This is a genomic window from Bradyrhizobium sp. CCBAU 45384, from assembly GCF_028128665.1.
In the GTDB taxonomy this organism is placed as follows: domain Bacteria; phylum Pseudomonadota; class Alphaproteobacteria; order Rhizobiales; family Xanthobacteraceae; genus Bradyrhizobium; species Bradyrhizobium manausense.
In genome coordinates, this window is sequence record NZ_LBIZ01000097.1 from 1 (window position 1) to 16633 (window position 16633).

The 16633-nt window shown below is 59.9% G+C and carries 11 protein-coding genes and 3 pseudogenes; 2 read left to right on the forward strand and 12 right to left on the reverse strand.

Annotated features, from left to right (window positions below; genetic code table 11):
- A partial coding sequence (locus XH80_RS09955; RefSeq protein ID WP_271598445.1) for a tyrosine-type recombinase/integrase occupies positions 1–675 on the forward strand: 675 nt, incomplete at its 5' end.
- Positions 676–778: 103 nt separating this feature from the next.
- Here the strand turns inward: XH80_RS09955 and tnpC are convergent.
- From tnpC to XH80_RS10010, 10 genes and pseudogenes are all read right to left on the reverse strand, one after another.
- Positions 779–2326: pseudogene (tnpC, locus tag XH80_RS09960) on the reverse strand (IS66 family transposase); the annotation flags it as partial.
- A 69-nt stretch (positions 2327–2395) separates the two neighbouring features.
- Positions 2396–2743, reverse strand: a complete 348-nt coding sequence (gene tnpB / locus XH80_RS09965) for an IS66 family insertion sequence element accessory protein TnpB (RefSeq protein WP_271598447.1) — start codon at positions 2741–2743, stop codon at positions 2396–2398.
- Positions 2641–3135: an IS66-like element accessory protein TnpA gene (tnpA, locus tag XH80_RS43945; protein ID WP_442869133.1), complete on the reverse strand. Its 495-nt coding sequence runs from the start codon at positions 3133–3135 to the stop codon at positions 2641–2643. The genes tnpB and tnpA overlap by 103 nt, the downstream gene beginning before the upstream one ends.
- A 1197-nt stretch (positions 3136–4332) precedes the next feature.
- Positions 4333–4632, reverse strand: a complete 300-nt coding sequence (locus XH80_RS09980; RefSeq protein WP_271598448.1) for a hypothetical protein — start codon at positions 4630–4632, stop codon at positions 4333–4335.
- A gap of 624 nt (positions 4633–5256) precedes the next feature.
- Positions 5257–6288 carry an ABC transporter ATP-binding protein gene (locus XH80_RS09985; protein ID WP_271598449.1) on the reverse strand — a complete coding sequence of 344 codons (1032 nt, stop codon included), beginning with the start codon at positions 6286–6288 and terminating at the stop codon, positions 5257–5259.
- A complete protein-coding gene (locus XH80_RS09990; protein ID WP_271598450.1) occupies positions 6285–7325 on the reverse strand; it encodes an ABC transporter ATP-binding protein in 1041 nt (346 codons plus the stop codon). The genes XH80_RS09985 and XH80_RS09990 overlap by 4 nt, the downstream gene beginning before the upstream one ends.
- On the reverse strand, positions 7322–8197 hold the full coding sequence (locus XH80_RS09995) for an ABC transporter permease (protein ID WP_271598451.1): 876 nt from the start codon (positions 8195–8197) through the stop codon (positions 7322–7324). The genes XH80_RS09990 and XH80_RS09995 overlap by 4 nt, the downstream gene beginning before the upstream one ends.
- A complete protein-coding gene (locus XH80_RS10000; protein ID WP_271598452.1) occupies positions 8198–9139 on the reverse strand; it encodes an ABC transporter permease in 942 nt (313 codons plus the stop codon).
- 551 nt (positions 9140–9690) lie between these two features.
- A pseudogene (locus XH80_RS10005) lies at positions 9691–10819 on the reverse strand (IS3 family transposase).
- A gap of 578 nt (positions 10820–11397) precedes the next feature.
- Entirely contained in the window at positions 11398–12978 is a 1581-nt protein-coding gene (locus XH80_RS10010) for an ABC transporter substrate-binding protein (RefSeq protein ID WP_271598453.1), read from the reverse strand.
- 1323 nt (positions 12979–14301) lie between these two features.
- Between XH80_RS10010 and XH80_RS10015 the strand changes: the two are divergent.
- Positions 14302–14751, forward strand: a pseudogene (locus XH80_RS10015) (IS630 family transposase); the annotation flags it as partial.
- A 493-nt stretch (positions 14752–15244) separates the two neighbouring features.
- Here the strand turns inward: XH80_RS10015 and XH80_RS10020 are convergent.
- Together XH80_RS10020 and XH80_RS10025 are read right to left on the reverse strand one after the other, a co-directional pair.
- Positions 15245–15757, reverse strand: coding sequence for a maturase (locus tag XH80_RS10020; protein ID WP_271598454.1), 513 nt, complete (start codon positions 15755–15757; stop codon positions 15245–15247).
- Positions 15711–16394 carry a reverse transcriptase domain-containing protein gene (locus XH80_RS10025; protein ID WP_271598455.1) on the reverse strand — a complete coding sequence of 228 codons (684 nt, stop codon included), beginning with the start codon at positions 16392–16394 and terminating at the stop codon, positions 15711–15713. Before XH80_RS10025 ends, XH80_RS10020 begins: the two co-directional genes overlap by 47 nt.
- Positions 16395–16633 lie beyond the last annotated feature (239 nt).

A 16633-nucleotide genomic window follows, 5' to 3' on the forward strand; every position in this document is an offset into this window, starting at 1 on the left:
CGCGTGCTTGCCATACCGAGCAAGCGCCATGACAAGCGACAGGTGCACTTCCTGACGCGCCCTGAGATCGAGGCCGTTCTCGCCGCGCCCGATCGAACGACGTGGCTTGGTCGCCGCGATCACACCTTGCTGCTGGTCGCGGCCCAGACGGGCTTGCGCCTCTCAGAGCTGACTGGCCTTGACCGGGATGCCGTCCACCTCGGGTCTGGTGCACACGTACGATGCGTCGGCAAAGGGCGGAAGGAGCGGACCACTCCGCTGACCACACTCGCTCGGTGTGCGCTCCAGGCATGGCTCAAGGAACCGTTGCGGAAAGGAGCAACAGCGTTGTTCCCGAACGTGCACGGGGGTCGGCTCAGTGCCGACAGCGTCCAGTCCCTGCTGGGAAAGCATGTTCGTGTCGCTCACAAAAGTTGCCCGTCTTTGAAGGCCAAGAGCGTGTCGCCGCACGTGCTGAGGCACAGCGCTGCGATGGAACTGCTGCAAGCCGGCGTCGACTGCTCCGTGATCGCGCTGTGGCTCGGTCATGAATCGGTCGAGACGACGCAGACGTACCTGCACGCCCACCTCGCCCTCAAGGAAGCTGCCCTGGCGAAGCTCAAGCCGTACGAGCGCGGCAAGCGAACCCGCTTCCAGCCGAACGACCGCCTACTCGCCTTCCTCGAGACGCTCTGAATGACCAGACTATGCCGAATGGAATGGGGCTGCCCTGCACGCGATCGACGGCGCCAGTGTGACAACGGCGTGCCATACCAAATCCGTTCGGCATAGTTCGGCGGGCGGCATAAACCTGCCTATGCCGCGCTCGGCATAGGGCCGTGACGATCAGGCTGTACATGGCCGCCGCACGCCGTCCGCCGCGATCGGAGCCGCAGAACAGCCAGGACTTCCGTCCAAGAGCGATGCCTCGCAAGCCCCGTTCGGCGGCATTGTTGGAGAGGCACACGCGGCCATCCTGAAGGAACAGCGTAAAGCTCGACCATCGCTTCAGGATATAGTTGAACGCCTTGGCCAGGTCGTGCCCCCGAGACAGCTTGGCAAGCTGCTCCCGCATATAGACCTGGAGGTCCTCGACCAGGGGCTGGCTTAGCATCTGCCGCACCTGAAGGCGCTCGTCGGCACTCTTGCCGTTGATGGAGCGCTCGATCTCGAACAGTGCATCGATCCTCCGCACGACCTCGATCGCGATCGGAGAGAGCGGGATTTCCTTCTTGCCGGTGGCCTTGCGCCGGGCATTCTCTTCGATGTCGGCCATAGCAAAGAACGGGCGCCGTCCATGCGACCAGCAGGCAGCCTCCCGGATTGGGCCTGGCTGGCGTCCCGCCAGATAGAGCTGGTTGTACCCGTCATAGGCGTCGGCCTGCAGGATGCCAGCATAGCCCGCCAGATGCCCTTGGGGATGCTCGCCTTTGCGGTCTCGTGAGTAATAGAACATCGCCGCCGGCGGATCCGTGCCCCCAAACGGCCGGTCGTCCCGGACGTAGATCCAGCATCGTCCCGTATCGGTTTTGCCCTTGGCCAGCACCGGCACGGTCGTATCATCGGCATGAAGGCGCTCGGCCCGCATGACATAGGCTTCCAGCAGGCGCAGCAGGGGATCCAGCGAGGCACAGACCGCACCAACGGCATCGGCCATGGTCGACAGGGCGATCGGCACGCCTTCCAGCACGTACCGCTCAGCCTGGCGGTTCAATGGCTGATGCTGACCGAACTTCTCGAACATGATCATGGCCAGAAGGCTCGGGCCAGCCCATCCCCGGGGGACGGCATGGAACGGTGCCGGCGCCTGGCTGATCTTCTCGCAGTCGCGACAGGAGAACTTCTCCCGGACCGTCTCGATCACCTTCCACTGGCGCGGCGCCACTTCCAGCGTCCGCGTCACGTCCTCGCCGAGCTTGCGCAGGCGATTGCTGCCGCAGCATTCACAAGCTGCCGGCGGATCAATCACCACCCGCTCCCGGGGAAGGTGCTCGGGGAAGGTCTGGCGCTCGGCGCGCTTGCGGGTAAATCCCTGCACCGTCGTCGTCTTGGCCACGGCCCGTTCCGCCACCAACTCGTCCTCGGTGGCGTCGGCTTCCAGCTCTTCGAGTGCCAATGCCAACTGCTCGATCAGCCGCGCCGAACGCTCTGACCGTTGGCCGTAGATCTGATGCTTCAGCTTGGCGATCTGCAGCTTCTGCTGGGCAATCAGCGCCTCATCTTCTGACGCTTTCGCGCGAGCGACCGCGAGTTCAGCCGCGATCTTCAGACCCTTCGCGCGCTCGACTGCCAGCGCCTTCTTCAGGGCGGCAACGTCATCCGGAGCAGCGTCGCGGTCGGCATCCATGAGACGCAGTGAATCACAGATTGAACGCGATGGGACTCCCCAAAATGCAAGAAGCTACAGATTCTGCGCTTAGCCTGCGCTTTGCGGCCGCCAGCTCAATTGCGGATTCCGCCAGTCGATCCCTTCCAGCATGTAGGCCATCTGCGCCGCCGAGATTGATACCGCGCCGTCGGACGCCGACGGCCAGATGAACTTGCCGCGATCCAGGCGCTTGGCGTAGAGCGACATGCCAAGCCCGTCATGCCAGAGGATCTTGACCAAATCGCCGCGGCGACCCCGGAAGATGTAGAGATCGCCAGCATGAGGATCGCGCTTCAAGCTCTCCTGGACCGCAAGCGCCAGGCTTTGCATTCCGCGGCGCATGTCGGTGTGGCCGGTGGCGATCCAGACCCTGACGCCGCTCGGGATCGGGACCATCGCCGCCGCAGGAGCTCAAGAACCCGCTGCAGCGCCTCACCGTCGACGTCGCGGTCAACGCGAACACGACAGCCGCCGCTAAGCTCGATCTCGATGATTCCGGCCCTTGCGCGTTGCGCAGGAGGCGAAGTCGCTAATGGCGATGTGCTGATCGATGCCGGTGCCGGCGCAGGTGTGATCTCGACAGGAACCAGAGCTGGCACCGCATCACCGCCCAGGCGGCCCTGGCGCGCTTGTCGACGCCAGGTGAACAGCAAGCTATGAGCCACCCCATGCCGGCGCGCGACGCCGCAGACCGTCTCGCCGGCCTGCAAGGTCTCCTCGACGAGGCGGACTTTCTCGTCGTAACTCCATCGCCGCCGACGCTCGGCGCCCAACACATTGACCTGCATTCGCCACGTGACCTTAAAGCTAGACTTAAGGTCAAATCCTCAGGCCACCTCTCAAACTATGCAAGGCGGTCGCCGCCGGAGGGATACAGAACGATCGATCATCGGTCTACTTCACACCGTCAGCAGCGGCGTCCGATGACTTGACGATCACGTCGCTCTGCGCCGCGTTTTCACCTGGAGCCACACACCACTGCGCTGGTTCCTCGCCGCGCCACAATTTGAGACCAAGATGAAGAGTTCGAAGTACTTTGCGCCAGTAGACCTCGGGATTTCCGCCTGAAACTTAGACAGGAGTTCGCTGCTTGGTCCGACGCGGCGGCATCGAAGAATTCGCGCAGCTGCGGCCTAGCCTTTACCACACGGATCAGGTCTCGCCGCTCTCGCTTCGGCTTCTCAATTGGCATGTCGGTCGGGGGTTCCGCTCCATCTTTACACGCGTCTCGCAAGCACGACCAAGAACTGTCGGCAACTAGCCTCTGATGTTGGATCCCCGTTGGGGACGCTGTACGTTTGTGGACACGCGCTACGTCGCGTTCCTTTCGTATCAATTGAACGATGGCTGGAAAGCGTTCACGAACGATCGAGCCGAACGGTAAAGCTGAGCCAGCAAAGCGGCCGCTTCTAGCCCCTCGAATCGACGCTAGCCGAGCATTCGGCGGACCACCGTCCTGTCTGGCCCTCAGGGTCGCAGCGCAGCAGCCGCAAGCGTGCTTCCGATGCAGGGGAGTAATCGTGACGAACTCGTCGAGAATGCCGCTCTTTTCGACGCGGCTCGTTCACCCTGTGGCGTAGCGCCAAAACAGACTCAATTCCTTGCGCACCGCCATACTCAATCGCCTCATCGTTGCTCCTGCGCTCTCTTGCCATTGGGGAGCAATTTACGTGAAGCAACAACTCAGCATGAGGAACATTTCTGGCGACGCGCCGCGTGAGCCTCAATCAGATTGAGGGAGCTTCGCCAGATTAGTGACGCAGGGAGCCAGCGGTCCGACAGGTGCTACGAGCCCGGCGTCGCGGTCCGCAGGGAAGCGCGCCGTCTGGCGATCGCGCCGGCCGTTGGGCTGGTGCTTCTTTGGTTCGAGGAATCACTAAATTGCCCGGCTGATTTCATCGATCATGAGATGCAGCTCTAAATGCAACACCGTAGAGCAAACGTCATCGTAACGCCGCATCTCAGACCAAGAACGGAACCAGCGTTTACGTCTTGTCAGCGTTCCAGGAGACGCTCCACCAAAAATACGGTGTGGCTAGCATTCCTGTTAGGTTCGCGCGCATCAACGCCGGCTGAGTCGAAATTCCAAACTGAACCATCGGAACGAATTCCCAAATATTCTGCTGTATCTCACGTGCAAGCTCCTTACGCTCTTCCAGCGACTCGGTCTGCAGCCACTTCGCGCGCGACTGCTCGTGCTTTGCATCAGATGGCCACCCAAAGAAGCCCTTCTCACCATTTGCTGCGAGAAATGGCAATAGCACACCGGTGCTTTCGTCCAGCAAGGGAGCGGATCTCTCTGTAAACTGAAATGGTGATTGCTACAGAACATCAGCCTTCATGCGCTGTTGTTGGCGCTCCCTCCCGCTTTAATCCAGAACAAGATCCAAGGATTGACACTCAACGAGTTTTGAGACTCAACTCCACGGGGCCCTCGGGATACTCATCCTCGTAACGGAAAGCCTCCAAGGGGCCCACTCTCGGCTCAGGCTCCATGGAGGATCCTGCAATCTATGGCCGTCCCATTGTCATGCAAGCAGTCGAAGGAGCTTGGGCTAAGAGAGTGATGCCCGGTGACCCATCACTTGATGCCGCTTTCATAGCAGCTGTTCGACGCTCAGTTGACCGAGCCGCTGTGGCGATTTCGTCAGACTGTAGGTTCTTCTTTCGACATCAGGAGGCTGTCGCTGCGACTGTAAGTGTCCGTGTGGCGTTGTCCAGTCTGTTGTTCGCTCCGACGATACTCCGCATACTGCCAAGTGCAGCAAAGCTGGCGGTTGTGACTGCCAATTCCAGTTTGTGTGGCTACGAAGCTATCGGGATCCGGTATTGCTCGTCGTGACGTACATGTTCCAGCCCCTGTTTGGGCGGCGCCTCTTGTCTGCTGCGAGGCGGCCGGCACAAGCATATCAGGACTCCTTGGGATTACGGTTCGACGAGAGGGAGGAGCGCGGCAAGGCACCCCGGTAGCCATCCTCGCGCAGATGGCAAGCTACGAAGTGGCCGGGCACAACCTCGCGCAGCTTCGGCTCTTCGCTGCGACAACGCGGGCTGGCGAACGGACATCGCGTGTGGAAGTGACAACCCGAAGGCGGATTCATCGGACTGGGTACATCGCCTTCGATTAGCAGTCGCTCGCGCTTCTGACGTGGGTTCGCAACCGGCGCAGCGTTCATCAACGCTTGCGTGTACGGATGCAGCGGCTCCTCAAATACCGGCTCCTTCGGCGCGATCTCCACGATGCGCCCAAGGTACATCACCGCGATGCGGTGTCCGATGTGTTCCACCACGCCTAAGTCGTGGCTGATGAAAAGATACGCCACATTCAGCTCTTCCTGGAGGTCCATGAGTAGATTGAGAACCTGCGCCTGCACCGACACATCGAGCGCAGAGACGGGTTCGTCAGCGACGATGAGCTTCGGGTTGACCGCAAGTGCGCGCGCGATCGCCAGCCTCTGGCGCTGTCCCCCAGAGAACTCGAACGGAAAGCGCTTCATCGCGTCAGCGCGCAGGCCCACCTTGCGCAGTATGGCCGTGACGCGTGCTTCGCGCTCTTCGGCGGCGATACCCTGGAAGTTTTCGATCGGTTCGCCCACAATCTTGCCGGCCCTGAGCTTCGGATTGAGAGACGCGTACGGATCCTGGAAGACCATCTGCACGCGCTGTCTGTGCGGGCGGAGCTCGTCTTCGGGGAGACTCGTCACGTCCAAGCCGTTCAAACGAATGGAGCCGGCCGTGGGCGGCGTCAGGCGTAGGATGAGCTTGCCCACTGTGGACTTGCCGCAGCCGCTTTCGCCAACCACGCACAGCGTCTCGCCCCGAGCGACGCAGAAGCTTATGCCATCGACAGCCTTCACCCGAGCAACTTCTCGGCGCAGCAATCCACGGTACACGGCGTAGTGTTTCTGCAGATTGGTGACCTCCAGGACGGGGATGTTCATGGAGCCGCCTCCGCTTGAGCTTGCTTCACTTGCTCGGCGACGCCGGCTTCCCAGCACGCTACCGAATGCGCTTCCTGCTGTAGCTCGAAAGGCGGCGCTTCGGCGCGGCAGCGCGCCGTGGCCAAAGCGCAGCGCGGTGCGAAGGCGCAGCCCTGGATGGGTTGGCTGAGCGTCGGTACGATCCCCGGAATTTCGGTGAGCCGCCGCGCTCGCGCGACGTTTGCGAGCCGTCTGGGCATTGAGGCAATCAGCCCGCGCGTGTACGGATGCAGCGGCCGCTCAAAGAGTTCCGTCACTTCGGCCTCCTCAACCTTGCGACCAGCGTACATCACAATTACACGCTGGCAGGTTTCGGCGACCACCCCTAAATCGTGTGTGATCAGAATAACCGCAGCGCCAAAGCGTTCCTTCATTTCTAGGATGAGGCGTAGGATCTGCGCCTGAATGGTGACATCTAGCGCCGTGGTCGGCTCATCGGCAATGAGTAGCTTTGGATTGCAGGAAAGCGCCATGGCGATCATCGCGCGCTGACGCATGCCGCCAGAGAGCTGGTGCGGGTAGTCCTTCAGGCGTCGCTCGGCGTCTGGGATCCGTACCAGTCGCAACATCTCCGCGGCATGCGCGAGGGCGTCGGTGCGGCATTTCTTCTGGTGAATCATCACCGCTTCGGCAATCTGGTCGCCGATTGTGAGCACCGGATTAAGCGAGGTCATCGGCTCCTGGAAGATCATGGCCATACTGTTGCCGCGCATGGCGCGCATCTCATACTCCGGAAGTGGCAAGATATCACGACCCTCGAGGCGGATGCGACCGCCCACGGTGCGTGCGACTTTCGGCTGCAGCAGCCGCATGATGGATAGTGCCGTGACGCTCTTGCCGCAGCCGCTTTCACCTACGATGCCCAGCGTGTCACCAGCTTTCACTTCAAAGCTGATGCCGTCGACAGCGCGCGTGATGCCATCTTGCGTGAAGAAGTGCGTTCGCAAGTCCTGCACTTGCAGGACAGGTTCATTGCTTGTCATTGTGGTCTTGCTCATATGCGCCGCGCGAGGCGCGGATCGAGCCGATCGCGCAAACCATCGCCCAGCAAGTTGACGGCCAGCACCACCACAGTAAGGACTGCGCCAGGAAAGAAGACAGACCAGGGCGCTCGCACCAGATAGAGGCGGTGCGCAGATATCATATTGCCCCAAGTCGGTATCTCCGGCGGCACGCCGATGCCCAGGAACGACAGCGACGATTCCGCCAGGAGGGCCGAGGCGAGGATGAGGGTTCCCTGCACGATCAACGGCGCGATCGTGCTGGGCAAAATGTGACGGTGGATGATCTTAAGGTCGTGACTTCCCGAGACAACAGCCGCCTCGACGAACGCCAGCTCGCGCGTAGACAACACTACCGAGCGAACCAACCTCACCACTCGCGGGACTTCTGGGACCGTGATAGCCAACACTACGATAGCCATGCCGCCTTGGGTAACAGCGATCATTCCAATTGCCAGGAGGATGGAGGGAATAGCCATCATCCCGTCCATGACGCGCATGATGTAGCTGTCGGCACGCCGGTAGTACCCCGTAATGAGTCCAATCGTCAATCCGACGGCGACCGACAATGCCGTTGCACACACTCCCACAACTAACGAAATGCGTGCTCCATAGAGCGTCCGCGCATATACGTCGCGCCCGAGCGCGTCAGTACCGAACCAATGCTCGGCTGATGGTGCAGTCAACCGCTCGGTCGGTGCGATAGACATCGGGTCGCCGGAGAGCACGGGAGCAAAGATAGCGATTAGCGACACCAACATCAGCAGAGTGCCACCCACCATGACGGTCGGATTGCGACGCGCGAATGTCGCCAAAGTGCCAGATTTTTGCGAGAACGCGGTAGTGATCTCCGTATAGACGGCGGCCATTTAGTAGCGAATCCTTGGATCGAACAGAGGATAAGAAAGGTCCACAAGCAAGTTTACCAGCATGTACACGCCCGAAAAAATCAGTGTGACCCCCTGAATGATGGGGTAATCACGCCGCGTGATAGCGTCCACCACCAGACGACCAATGCCGGGCAGATTGAATACGGTCTCAGTGATGACTGCCCCTCCAATGAGAAAGCCTAGCCCCATACCGATTACCGTCACGATCGGCATCGCCGCGTTCTTCAGCGCGTGCTTAAAGAGCAGTGCACGGCCCGCGACGCCTTTGGCGCGAGCAGTGCGCATGTAGTCTTCATCCAAGACTTCGAGCAAGGTGGCGCGCGTGATCCGCGCAATTAGCGCCACATAAGGTAAACCGAGTGAAATCGTCGGCAGCGCTAAACTTCGCAGCCATGGCCCCACGCCTTCCGCCACCGGCGCGTAGCCCTGTACCGGGAACCACTTCAGTTCAAGTGCAAACAGGAAGATAAGCAGGTAACCCACGACAAATAAGGGCACAGAAAAGTCAAGCACCGCAAAAGTCATCACCAAACGGTCGAACGCTGTGCCAGCCTTAGCCGCTGCTGCAATCCCCACGCTGAGCGCCACCGATACAGCAAAAATAGTAGTCGTGATAGCTAGCGATATGGTTGGTTCAGCGCGCTGCGCGATTAGGCTAGTGACCGATTCGTCCCAGAAAATCGAGCGCCCCAGGTCGCCATGAGCGACACTGAACACCCATATAAAAAACTGCTTCCATAGCGCTTGATCCAGACCCAGCTTCTCGCGGACCTGCGCGATGGCTTCCGGTGTCGCGTTGTCGCCCACCATAATGGCCGACGGGTCTCCTGGCGCCAGGTGCAGCAGCGAGAAGACGATGACGGCGACGATCGCCATCACCGGCAGCATTGAGAGTAAACGACGAATGATGTAGCTAATCATGATTGAACTACGGTCAGAGCTGCTGGCGAGTCAAACCTCGGGGCTTCTCGAATTCCTGCAAGGCCCGAGCTCTAGGAGCATGGGAGCTGCAAATTAGCGTGCGTTCGCACCAGCCACTGCTGTCCAGCCACGTTTGGACCTAGCTGGCATGAGTAACGTCGACTCGTTTCGTGCCACTCTGTTTTTCCGCACCTGCCCGATAACGACATCAATGACCCACAAGAAGCAAATTCAACGTCGTAATCCGGGCAGTCCGTGCTCGGCGGCGCGGCGCGACTTTTCAAGTTGGCCCCCCCCTTACGCTCGAGATTGCGCTGCTAACAACTGATAGCGCGATATCCCTTGCTCACTGTCGGAAGGTAGCTGAGGCGCGACGATCAAAAACTGCGTTTTTATTGCTTCACGAACAGTAAATCTGCGCAAAAAGCCCGATTGGGAGCCACCTCAGCGCGCGCGCATGTCGGAGCATATTTTGTTAGTGATCCAGAAGGGAGAAGGTCCCGGTTGTCTGAACAGACTTTCCGCGTCGCTAAGTGGAGCCTCTGCCGTGGTTAGGCTACCAAGCGGGCGGGCAGCGGGTTGAAGTAGGCTTGATCGGGGGTGATCGCGTCAAGGCTCGAATGCGGTCTTCGGCTGTCGTAGACGTCGAGATAACGGCCGATCGGTGCACGGGCTTCGCTGGCGCTGTCATAGGCCCGCAAGTAGACCTCCTCGTATTTGACGCTGCGCCATAGCCGCTCGACGAACACGTTGACGCGCCGGGCGCCCTTGCCATCCATGCTCATGGTGATGCCGTTCTCGGCAAGCGTGCCGGTGAAGGTCGCCCCGGTGAACTGGCTGCCTTGATCGGTGCTGAAGATGTCCGGTTTGCCGTGACGCATCAGCGCATCCTCCGGGGTCTCCACGCAGAACACCGCGTCCATGGTGATCGAGAGCCGGCACGACAGGAAGCGGCGACTGAAACAGTCGAGCACCACGACCAGGTAGACGAAGCCGCACGCGGGGATGTCCATCGCCTAGACCTGGTTCGGGCGTGTGATCTCGATCCCGCGCAGCAGGTACGGTAGATCTTGTGCCCGGATTCGGGCTTGGTGGTGCTCGGACGGCGGTAGAGCGCCTATATCCCCATCCGCCGCATGAGCGTCTTCACAGGCCGACGCCGATCTTGCCCCCTCGGTAGCCAGCAGGCCTCGCAGCATTCGCGAACCGGCGAAGGGAAACTCCAGGTGCAGCCGGTCGAGACGCAGCATGATCGCGAGATCGGCATCCGGTGCCGGCCGCGGCACGTAGTAGACGCTGCAGCGGCTGATGTTCAGAGCTTCCGCCAGCCGCTCGATCGGCAGGTCATGCTCACGGTCGATCATCGCTTTGCGCTCAGGAATGCCGCCTTGGTGAGCGCGCCTTCGAAAAAAATCGTTCTCCAGCGTCAGCTCGCCGATCGCCGATCTTAGCGTGCAGCGACTTCACATCGACCGGCGGATGGGACGTTGCGTTGCCGCTCCCCGGACCGAGCGCAGCAGCCACGGAGCTCTCAAGCTGCGCCTTCCACGAGGTCACCCGATTGGGATGGACGTCAAACTGCTCAGCAATCTGCGCAATCGTTCTATCGCCCTTGATCGCGGCAAGCGCCACCTTGACCTTGAAGGCCGGCGCGTGGTTCCGGCGTGCTCCTCTGCTCATTGTCGCTCCTGATTCGCAGGCTCATCGTGCCGCTTGGCCGAAACTCAACTTAATGCCCTGTGCAGATTTCCGGGACCAATTCTGGGAACTAACCGGGAATCCTTTCCATGCAGAAAGCTTGCTCGGCCCTCTGGACCCTTTGCTCACTTAACCCCCACATGCCACTATGACAGAAAGAGTCCTTTAGCCCGAGACCCTCAATACATTGTGGTGATCTACAAGGATCCGCTCTCTTAGGGTTGTCGATCTCAGGCTGCTTCAGGCCCATACCTCATTGGGGAACGACTTGCGCGTGCATGTGCGTCGGCATCTCATTTTGCCTTGCTAGGGCACCTGCTCGGCAAGGGAGGTGTCCAGTGAATCACCAGCCCCTTGATGTCATCCAGAACAGCGGTCGGCCAAGTTGTTCGCCGTCGTATCCACGTCAAAGATCGCTTCTATCTGGGTCTCGAGCCGCGGGAGAGAGTGGCCACTCGAGGCTAGTCGTATGCGCCCGCTCTCAATTGCGTAGAATTTGCCACAAGGCGCCCCCCAACTCCTCTTTGGTTTCAATGCGAGCGTTACCACCAGCCCGTTCTTCATGTTTTTTCGACGTTCCACCACGGAACGATGATTCCCGGCAGCGTCAGCATTCCTTTGATGTTCGCCCGCATCAGCGACGGAGAAGTCCACTGTCCAAACCATACATGAGGCACGTACTTCCAGCCATCCTCCTGTATTTGGCGAGCGAGCTCTTTGCGCTCTTCGAGCGTATCTGCCACCGCCCATTTTAGGCGCAGATCTTCGAGCTTCGGGTCGCTCGGCCAGCCGAACCAAGCTTTTTCGCCATTGGCTTGATGAAATAGGTGAAGCGGAATGCCGACGAGCCCAACATTGCCGGTGGTGATGAAGATGTTCCAGCCACCTTCATTAGGCGGCGCCTTGCTGGCCCGGCGCGTCATTACCGCGCCGAATTCGAGCGGCTCCATCTGCACGTTGATGCCTGCCTGGCGCATCTCCGCGGCGAGGATTTCTGCAGAATTCTTTCCCAAGGACCAATTCGTCGGCTGGAGCACCACCACGGGACGTCCGTCGTAGCCACCTTCCTTCAAGAGCTGTTTCGCCTTCGAATAGTCAGGCGCAGTCTTGAACCAAGAGGTATTGGCATCGTTCTCCATCGGACCGCCACAAGCAAAATAGGATGCGCAGGTCCTGTAGAACTTCGGATCAGGAAAGTTGGCCTTGAGATAATCGATCTGATTGACGATGTACAGGATCGCCTGGCGACACTTCTCAGTATTGAAAGGCGGTTGCATGCAGTTGAGGCGGATGGCGCCAATTGAGCCGAGAGGATTAATTACTTGAAGCTTTAGGTTCTTGTCCTGAGCAAGCTCGTTCAGGGTGTCGGCTGGAGGATCACCGTAGTAGTCGATCTCGCCCGCTTGCAGGGCAGCCAAGGCGGTCTGCTGATCCGGGATGTTGATGTAAATGACGCGATCGACCTTAACAACCTTGCCTCCGGAAAAACCATCCGCCGGCTCCTTCCGCGGCACGTAGTGGGTGTTCTTATCATAAACGTACTGCGTGCCGGGCTTCGTCTCGCCCTGATTGAATTTGAATGGCCCGGAGCCTATGACAGTATCGATCTTTTGGTTCGGGTCTGTCTCCGCCTCCTTCTTGCGCATCACGTAGCAGAGCAACCCGGCCGTTTTGGCAAGCGAGAACGGGACGAGCCCGTATGGCTCCTTGAGCAGGATGGTGAAAGTCTTGCTGTCTTTTGCCGCGATATCCTTCACATAGTTCATCATGGATTGACCGAAGCCATCGCGGGAGGCCCATCGGCGGATTGAAGGAATGACATCGGCGCTTGTAACTTCAGTGCCATCATGGAATCTGAGCCCATCGCGTAGTTCAAACGTCCAGGTAAGCTTGTCGTTCGACAGACCGTACTTGCCGACCATTTGCGGCTGCGGATTCTGCTGTGCGTCTATGCCGAAAAGGGTGTCGTAGATCATGGAGCCGTGCTGCTGGACGGGGTCTGCGGAGTTCGCGACCGGGTCGTAACCGGGGACATCTCCAACAGCCTTGATAATTTTGCGACCGCCGCCTTGCGGCGCGGTGCCGCCCGTGGCTGCAAGGGCGGCTGCAGTTACTACGAATTCGCGCCGGGTAGTCGTCATCATAGTCTCCTTGCATGCTCTTGGTGTGAGTCATCCCACAATTATCTTTGTCGGTGCTGAGAAGCCGTTCTGTTTGTGCGATCTTGCGATCGTAGACCCCCCATTGGACCCCCCCGGAGACTGCAGTGGAATGAATGTCGTTCATACTGCCCGTATCGGGAGTGCCTCAGTCAGTCTACTCGAGGACAGTTTTGGCGAATTGAATGAGGTCGAGGATTGGCAGAGGCGTGATAGTACGAATGGTCTGACGGAAGTCTGGCACGAAATTCGATAACCAGAATGCCGACGTCATTGAATGTGCCATCTGCACGAAACGCAGCTGTCAGGCGATGAGCAAGGTGGTTTGCCATGCGCTGGTCCAGCCGTCTGGCGCCTCGCATACGCCGACCAGCACGTCCACGATTTGGTCCATTCCGGCAGGTCGCTCACACTCACGTAGCTCAACCTCTCCGAACCGGGAACGTCTTGCATGAGTGGTATGAGCGAAGCCGCCTCCCATGTGATAATACCGACCGACCGGCTAGTCATCTTCAGGGCGAGACTTACAAACTCCACGGCGCTAGTAATGCTCGCAGTCGACGTTCTTCCGTAGAAATATTCTCGGGACGCCCACATATAGCCGCAATTTCCAATGATCAGCTGAACCCGGCCATCTAATCGGTTGGCCGCGTCAACGATTCCATTTGCGGCTTCAAGAGTCGGGACTTTGTTAGCCGAGGGGGTGGCGCCGTGGGCAATCGCATTCTGAAGCAGTAGTTGCTAGAATGAGGGAGACTATTATCCAGAACGGCGTCACGGCACCCCGTTCCACTATTTTCGCCGAAGAGTCCTCCGTCGTTTGCCCGCAGTCTAGTTGGATGATCCGTAACATTGGCGGCTTTCTAATCGCCATATTCGCCCCCTTTTGACGTTCAGATTCACTCCCGATCCACGCCGAGCTTCGCTCGACGCCGTGTGGGATATAGGCGATCGTCACAGCCTCATGACATACGCAAGAGGGACCTAGTTCAACGCCGGCCCAGACCACGCAGAAGCTCTGAACCGCTGACGTCGGCCCATACGTCATCCTAATCGAGAGCGACGTGGACGTGCTCGTGAATTACCGCGCCTAGCACGTCGATAACACGTGTCCCTCGATACAATTTATAGTAGCCGACGCGTTCTGATCAAAAACTGCTTTTTGAGGCTTCGATGACAGGAAATCTGCGTGGAAGGCTCCATCGGAGAGCTAATGCGGGATGGGGTTAGGTTGAATCGGTTTGGGGTTCCCAAATGAGCTTATTTCTGATTCACCATGCTGGCTGGATTGGAGGTCAGCATGGGATGGGCGAGCCTTATTCTCTGGATCTCCGCAGTGTCGGGGCCGCCATTGAGGGCGGGATGTCCCGCAATGAGGCCGCCAAGCAGTTTGGGGTCGCGATCAGCACAGCCATTGGCTGGTGCAGCGGGTCGAGGAGACCGGCAGCGTTGAGCCAGGCCAGATGGGCGGTCATAAACCGAGGCCGGTTTCGGGAGAGCACGCGGTCTGGCTGTCGCGACGGAGCAGGACTCGTTGCCGGACGCGGCCTGAAGGTCGACTACCACTCGGTGTGGGACTTCGTTCATGCCGAGAAGCTCAGCAAATAAAGCGTGGCGGCTGGCGAACGCGATCGAGCCGAGGTGGTGCGGCGGCGAGCCCAGTGGACAAAGTATCAAGGTTGCGTCGAAGCTGAGCGGTTGGTCTTCATCGACGAGACCTGGACCAGAACCGATATGGCGCTCTTGCGGGGATGGCAGGCGCTCGTTGCGGTTGAGATCACGCCAGCGGCAGCACCGGTCTCGATCAGCGCACCGCAACCGACGTCTTCCGCCCTGCGCAGCGCGCGCAAGGGTCGGAACCATCGAGATCGAACTTGCGGGCGGGTGTCGCGTTCGGGTTGACCGTGACGTAGACGTTGAGGCTCTGCAGCAGTCCTTGAGCTCTTGCGACGATGATGATTCCGATTCCGAGCGGGGTTAGAGCCAGTGTTCCGAGTCATAAGTTTGCAATCGTCGATTGTGCAATAGATTCGCGTCGCCGTGCCAGAAATGGGGGCTGGAACAGCGACGGAGGATGTGATTGCGGTCCAGCGACTTGCGCCCCTGATATTGAGCGATGATGAGCGTGCCGAACTTCAGTCGCTGGCGATGCGCGGTCGTGGTCGAGTAGCTCGGCCATTCGGCTTTGCCCTCACAGATCCGGGCGGGCGGCTTTCCCGCACCCGGCTCTTCCCGAGGGTAACCCGCGTCATATCCGCGCCTGCGCCCAAGTGCGAGTGATACGTGGAGTAGGCAGGCGGAAGCGTGCCGTCAGGGTCTCGAACTCCGGCCAGGCCATGCGCCGACTTTTCTGGCTACGCCGTCTCAGACAGCGCAGCCAGGTCCGACGCACTTCCCGGTAGAAGCCGTTGAGCGCTGGATAGTTGTGCGGCCTGCCATAGTAGCCGTAGTGCCCGCGCAACACGGCGGCGAACCGCTGGTGCTGCGTGGCCAGTGGCGCGTGCATGAACCGCCAGGCCTCCTGGCGCAACGCCGTCAGCTTGCGCGTCAGGCGTTTCCCTTCCGTCTTGTGCTTCACGATGAACCGGCCATCCCGGGTCCGCCCACAGTAGTGGGTGAAGCCGAGGAAGGCGAAGGTCTCTGGCCGCCGCTCGCCGCGCCGCTGACGCGAGAGGGCCGCGAACCGGCCAAACTCGATCAGCCGCGTCTTGTCCTCATGGAGCATCAGGCCGAAGCTGGCCAGCCGCGCCTTGAGGGCCAAGAGCATTTCCCGTGCATCTGCCTTGCTCTCGAAGCCCATGACGAAGTCGACGCACGATCACGATGCGACCGCGTGCACGGCGACGACGCCATTTCTGGGTCCAGAGATCGAGGATGTAGTGCAGGAAGATGTTGGCAAGGAGCGGGCTGATGCCCGCCCCTTGCGGCGTGCCCCTGTCTGTCTCTTGCTTCTCGCCGCTCTCAAGAACACCAGCCCGCAACCACAGCCCGATGAGCTGCAAGATGCGAGGATCGGCGATCCTGTGCGCCACCATCCGCAACAACCACTCGTGGTCAACCGAGTCGAAGAAGCTGCGTATGTCGGCATCGAGCACCCAGTTCACATGCGGACTCATGATCGCCGTATGCAGGGCATCAAGCGCCATATGAGGATTCCGCCCCGGCCGGAAGCCGTAGGAGAACCCGAGGAAGTCGGCCTCGTAGACGGCGCTCAGCACCTCGGCCACCGCGCTTTGGACAATCTTGTCCTCTAGCGCCGGCACACCGAGAGGCCGCTTACCGCCATCGGCTTTGGGGATGTAGACTCGCCGCACCGGCTGTGGCCGATAACGACCAGTGTGAACCCGTCCGCAGAGGTCGCGGATGTTATCCGTGAGCCCCTCTTCGTACTTCGCCACTGTCACCCCATCGACCCCCGCGCTGGCCTGCCGCTTTTGTCGTCGAAACGCCCGAAGAAGAGCGGCTTCGTCGACATGGTGCAGCAGGGCCGTGAACCGGGTTTGGGCAGCCTGCGCATTCCAGGGATGGTGATCAGGTGTTCCAGGCGATGGTGATCACGGATTCCAGATGATCGTGATCAGTGGAGACGAACACGACTGACGATTTTAAAGTGTGCTGGAAATGGTCTCCTCGTCAA

What these genes read in the sequence shown, in the direction of transcription:
- tnpA (WP_442869133.1), bottom strand. Translation starts at nt 3,135, where the DNA reads ATGCAGGTCAATGTGTTGGGCGCCGAGCGTCGGCGGCGATGGAGTTAC.
- XH80_RS10010 (WP_271598453.1), bottom strand. Translation starts at nt 12,978, where the DNA reads ATGACGACTACCCGGCGCGAATTCGTAGTAACTGCAGCCGCCCTTGCA.
- XH80_RS09990 (WP_271598450.1), bottom strand. Translation starts at nt 7,325, where the DNA reads ATGAGCAAGACCACAATGACAAGCAATGAACCTGTCCTGCAAGTGCAG.
- XH80_RS10000 (WP_271598452.1), bottom strand. Translation starts at nt 9,139, where the DNA reads ATGATTAGCTACATCATTCGTCGTTTACTCTCAATGCTGCCGGTGATG.
- tnpB (WP_271598447.1), bottom strand. Translation starts at nt 2,743, where the DNA reads ATGGTCCCGATCCCGAGCGGCGTCAGGGTCTGGATCGCCACCGGCCAC.
- XH80_RS09985 (WP_271598449.1), bottom strand. Translation starts at nt 6,288, where the DNA reads ATGAACATCCCCGTCCTGGAGGTCACCAATCTGCAGAAACACTACGCC.
- XH80_RS09995 (WP_271598451.1), bottom strand. Translation starts at nt 8,197, where the DNA reads ATGGCCGCCGTCTATACGGAGATCACTACCGCGTTCTCGCAAAAATCT.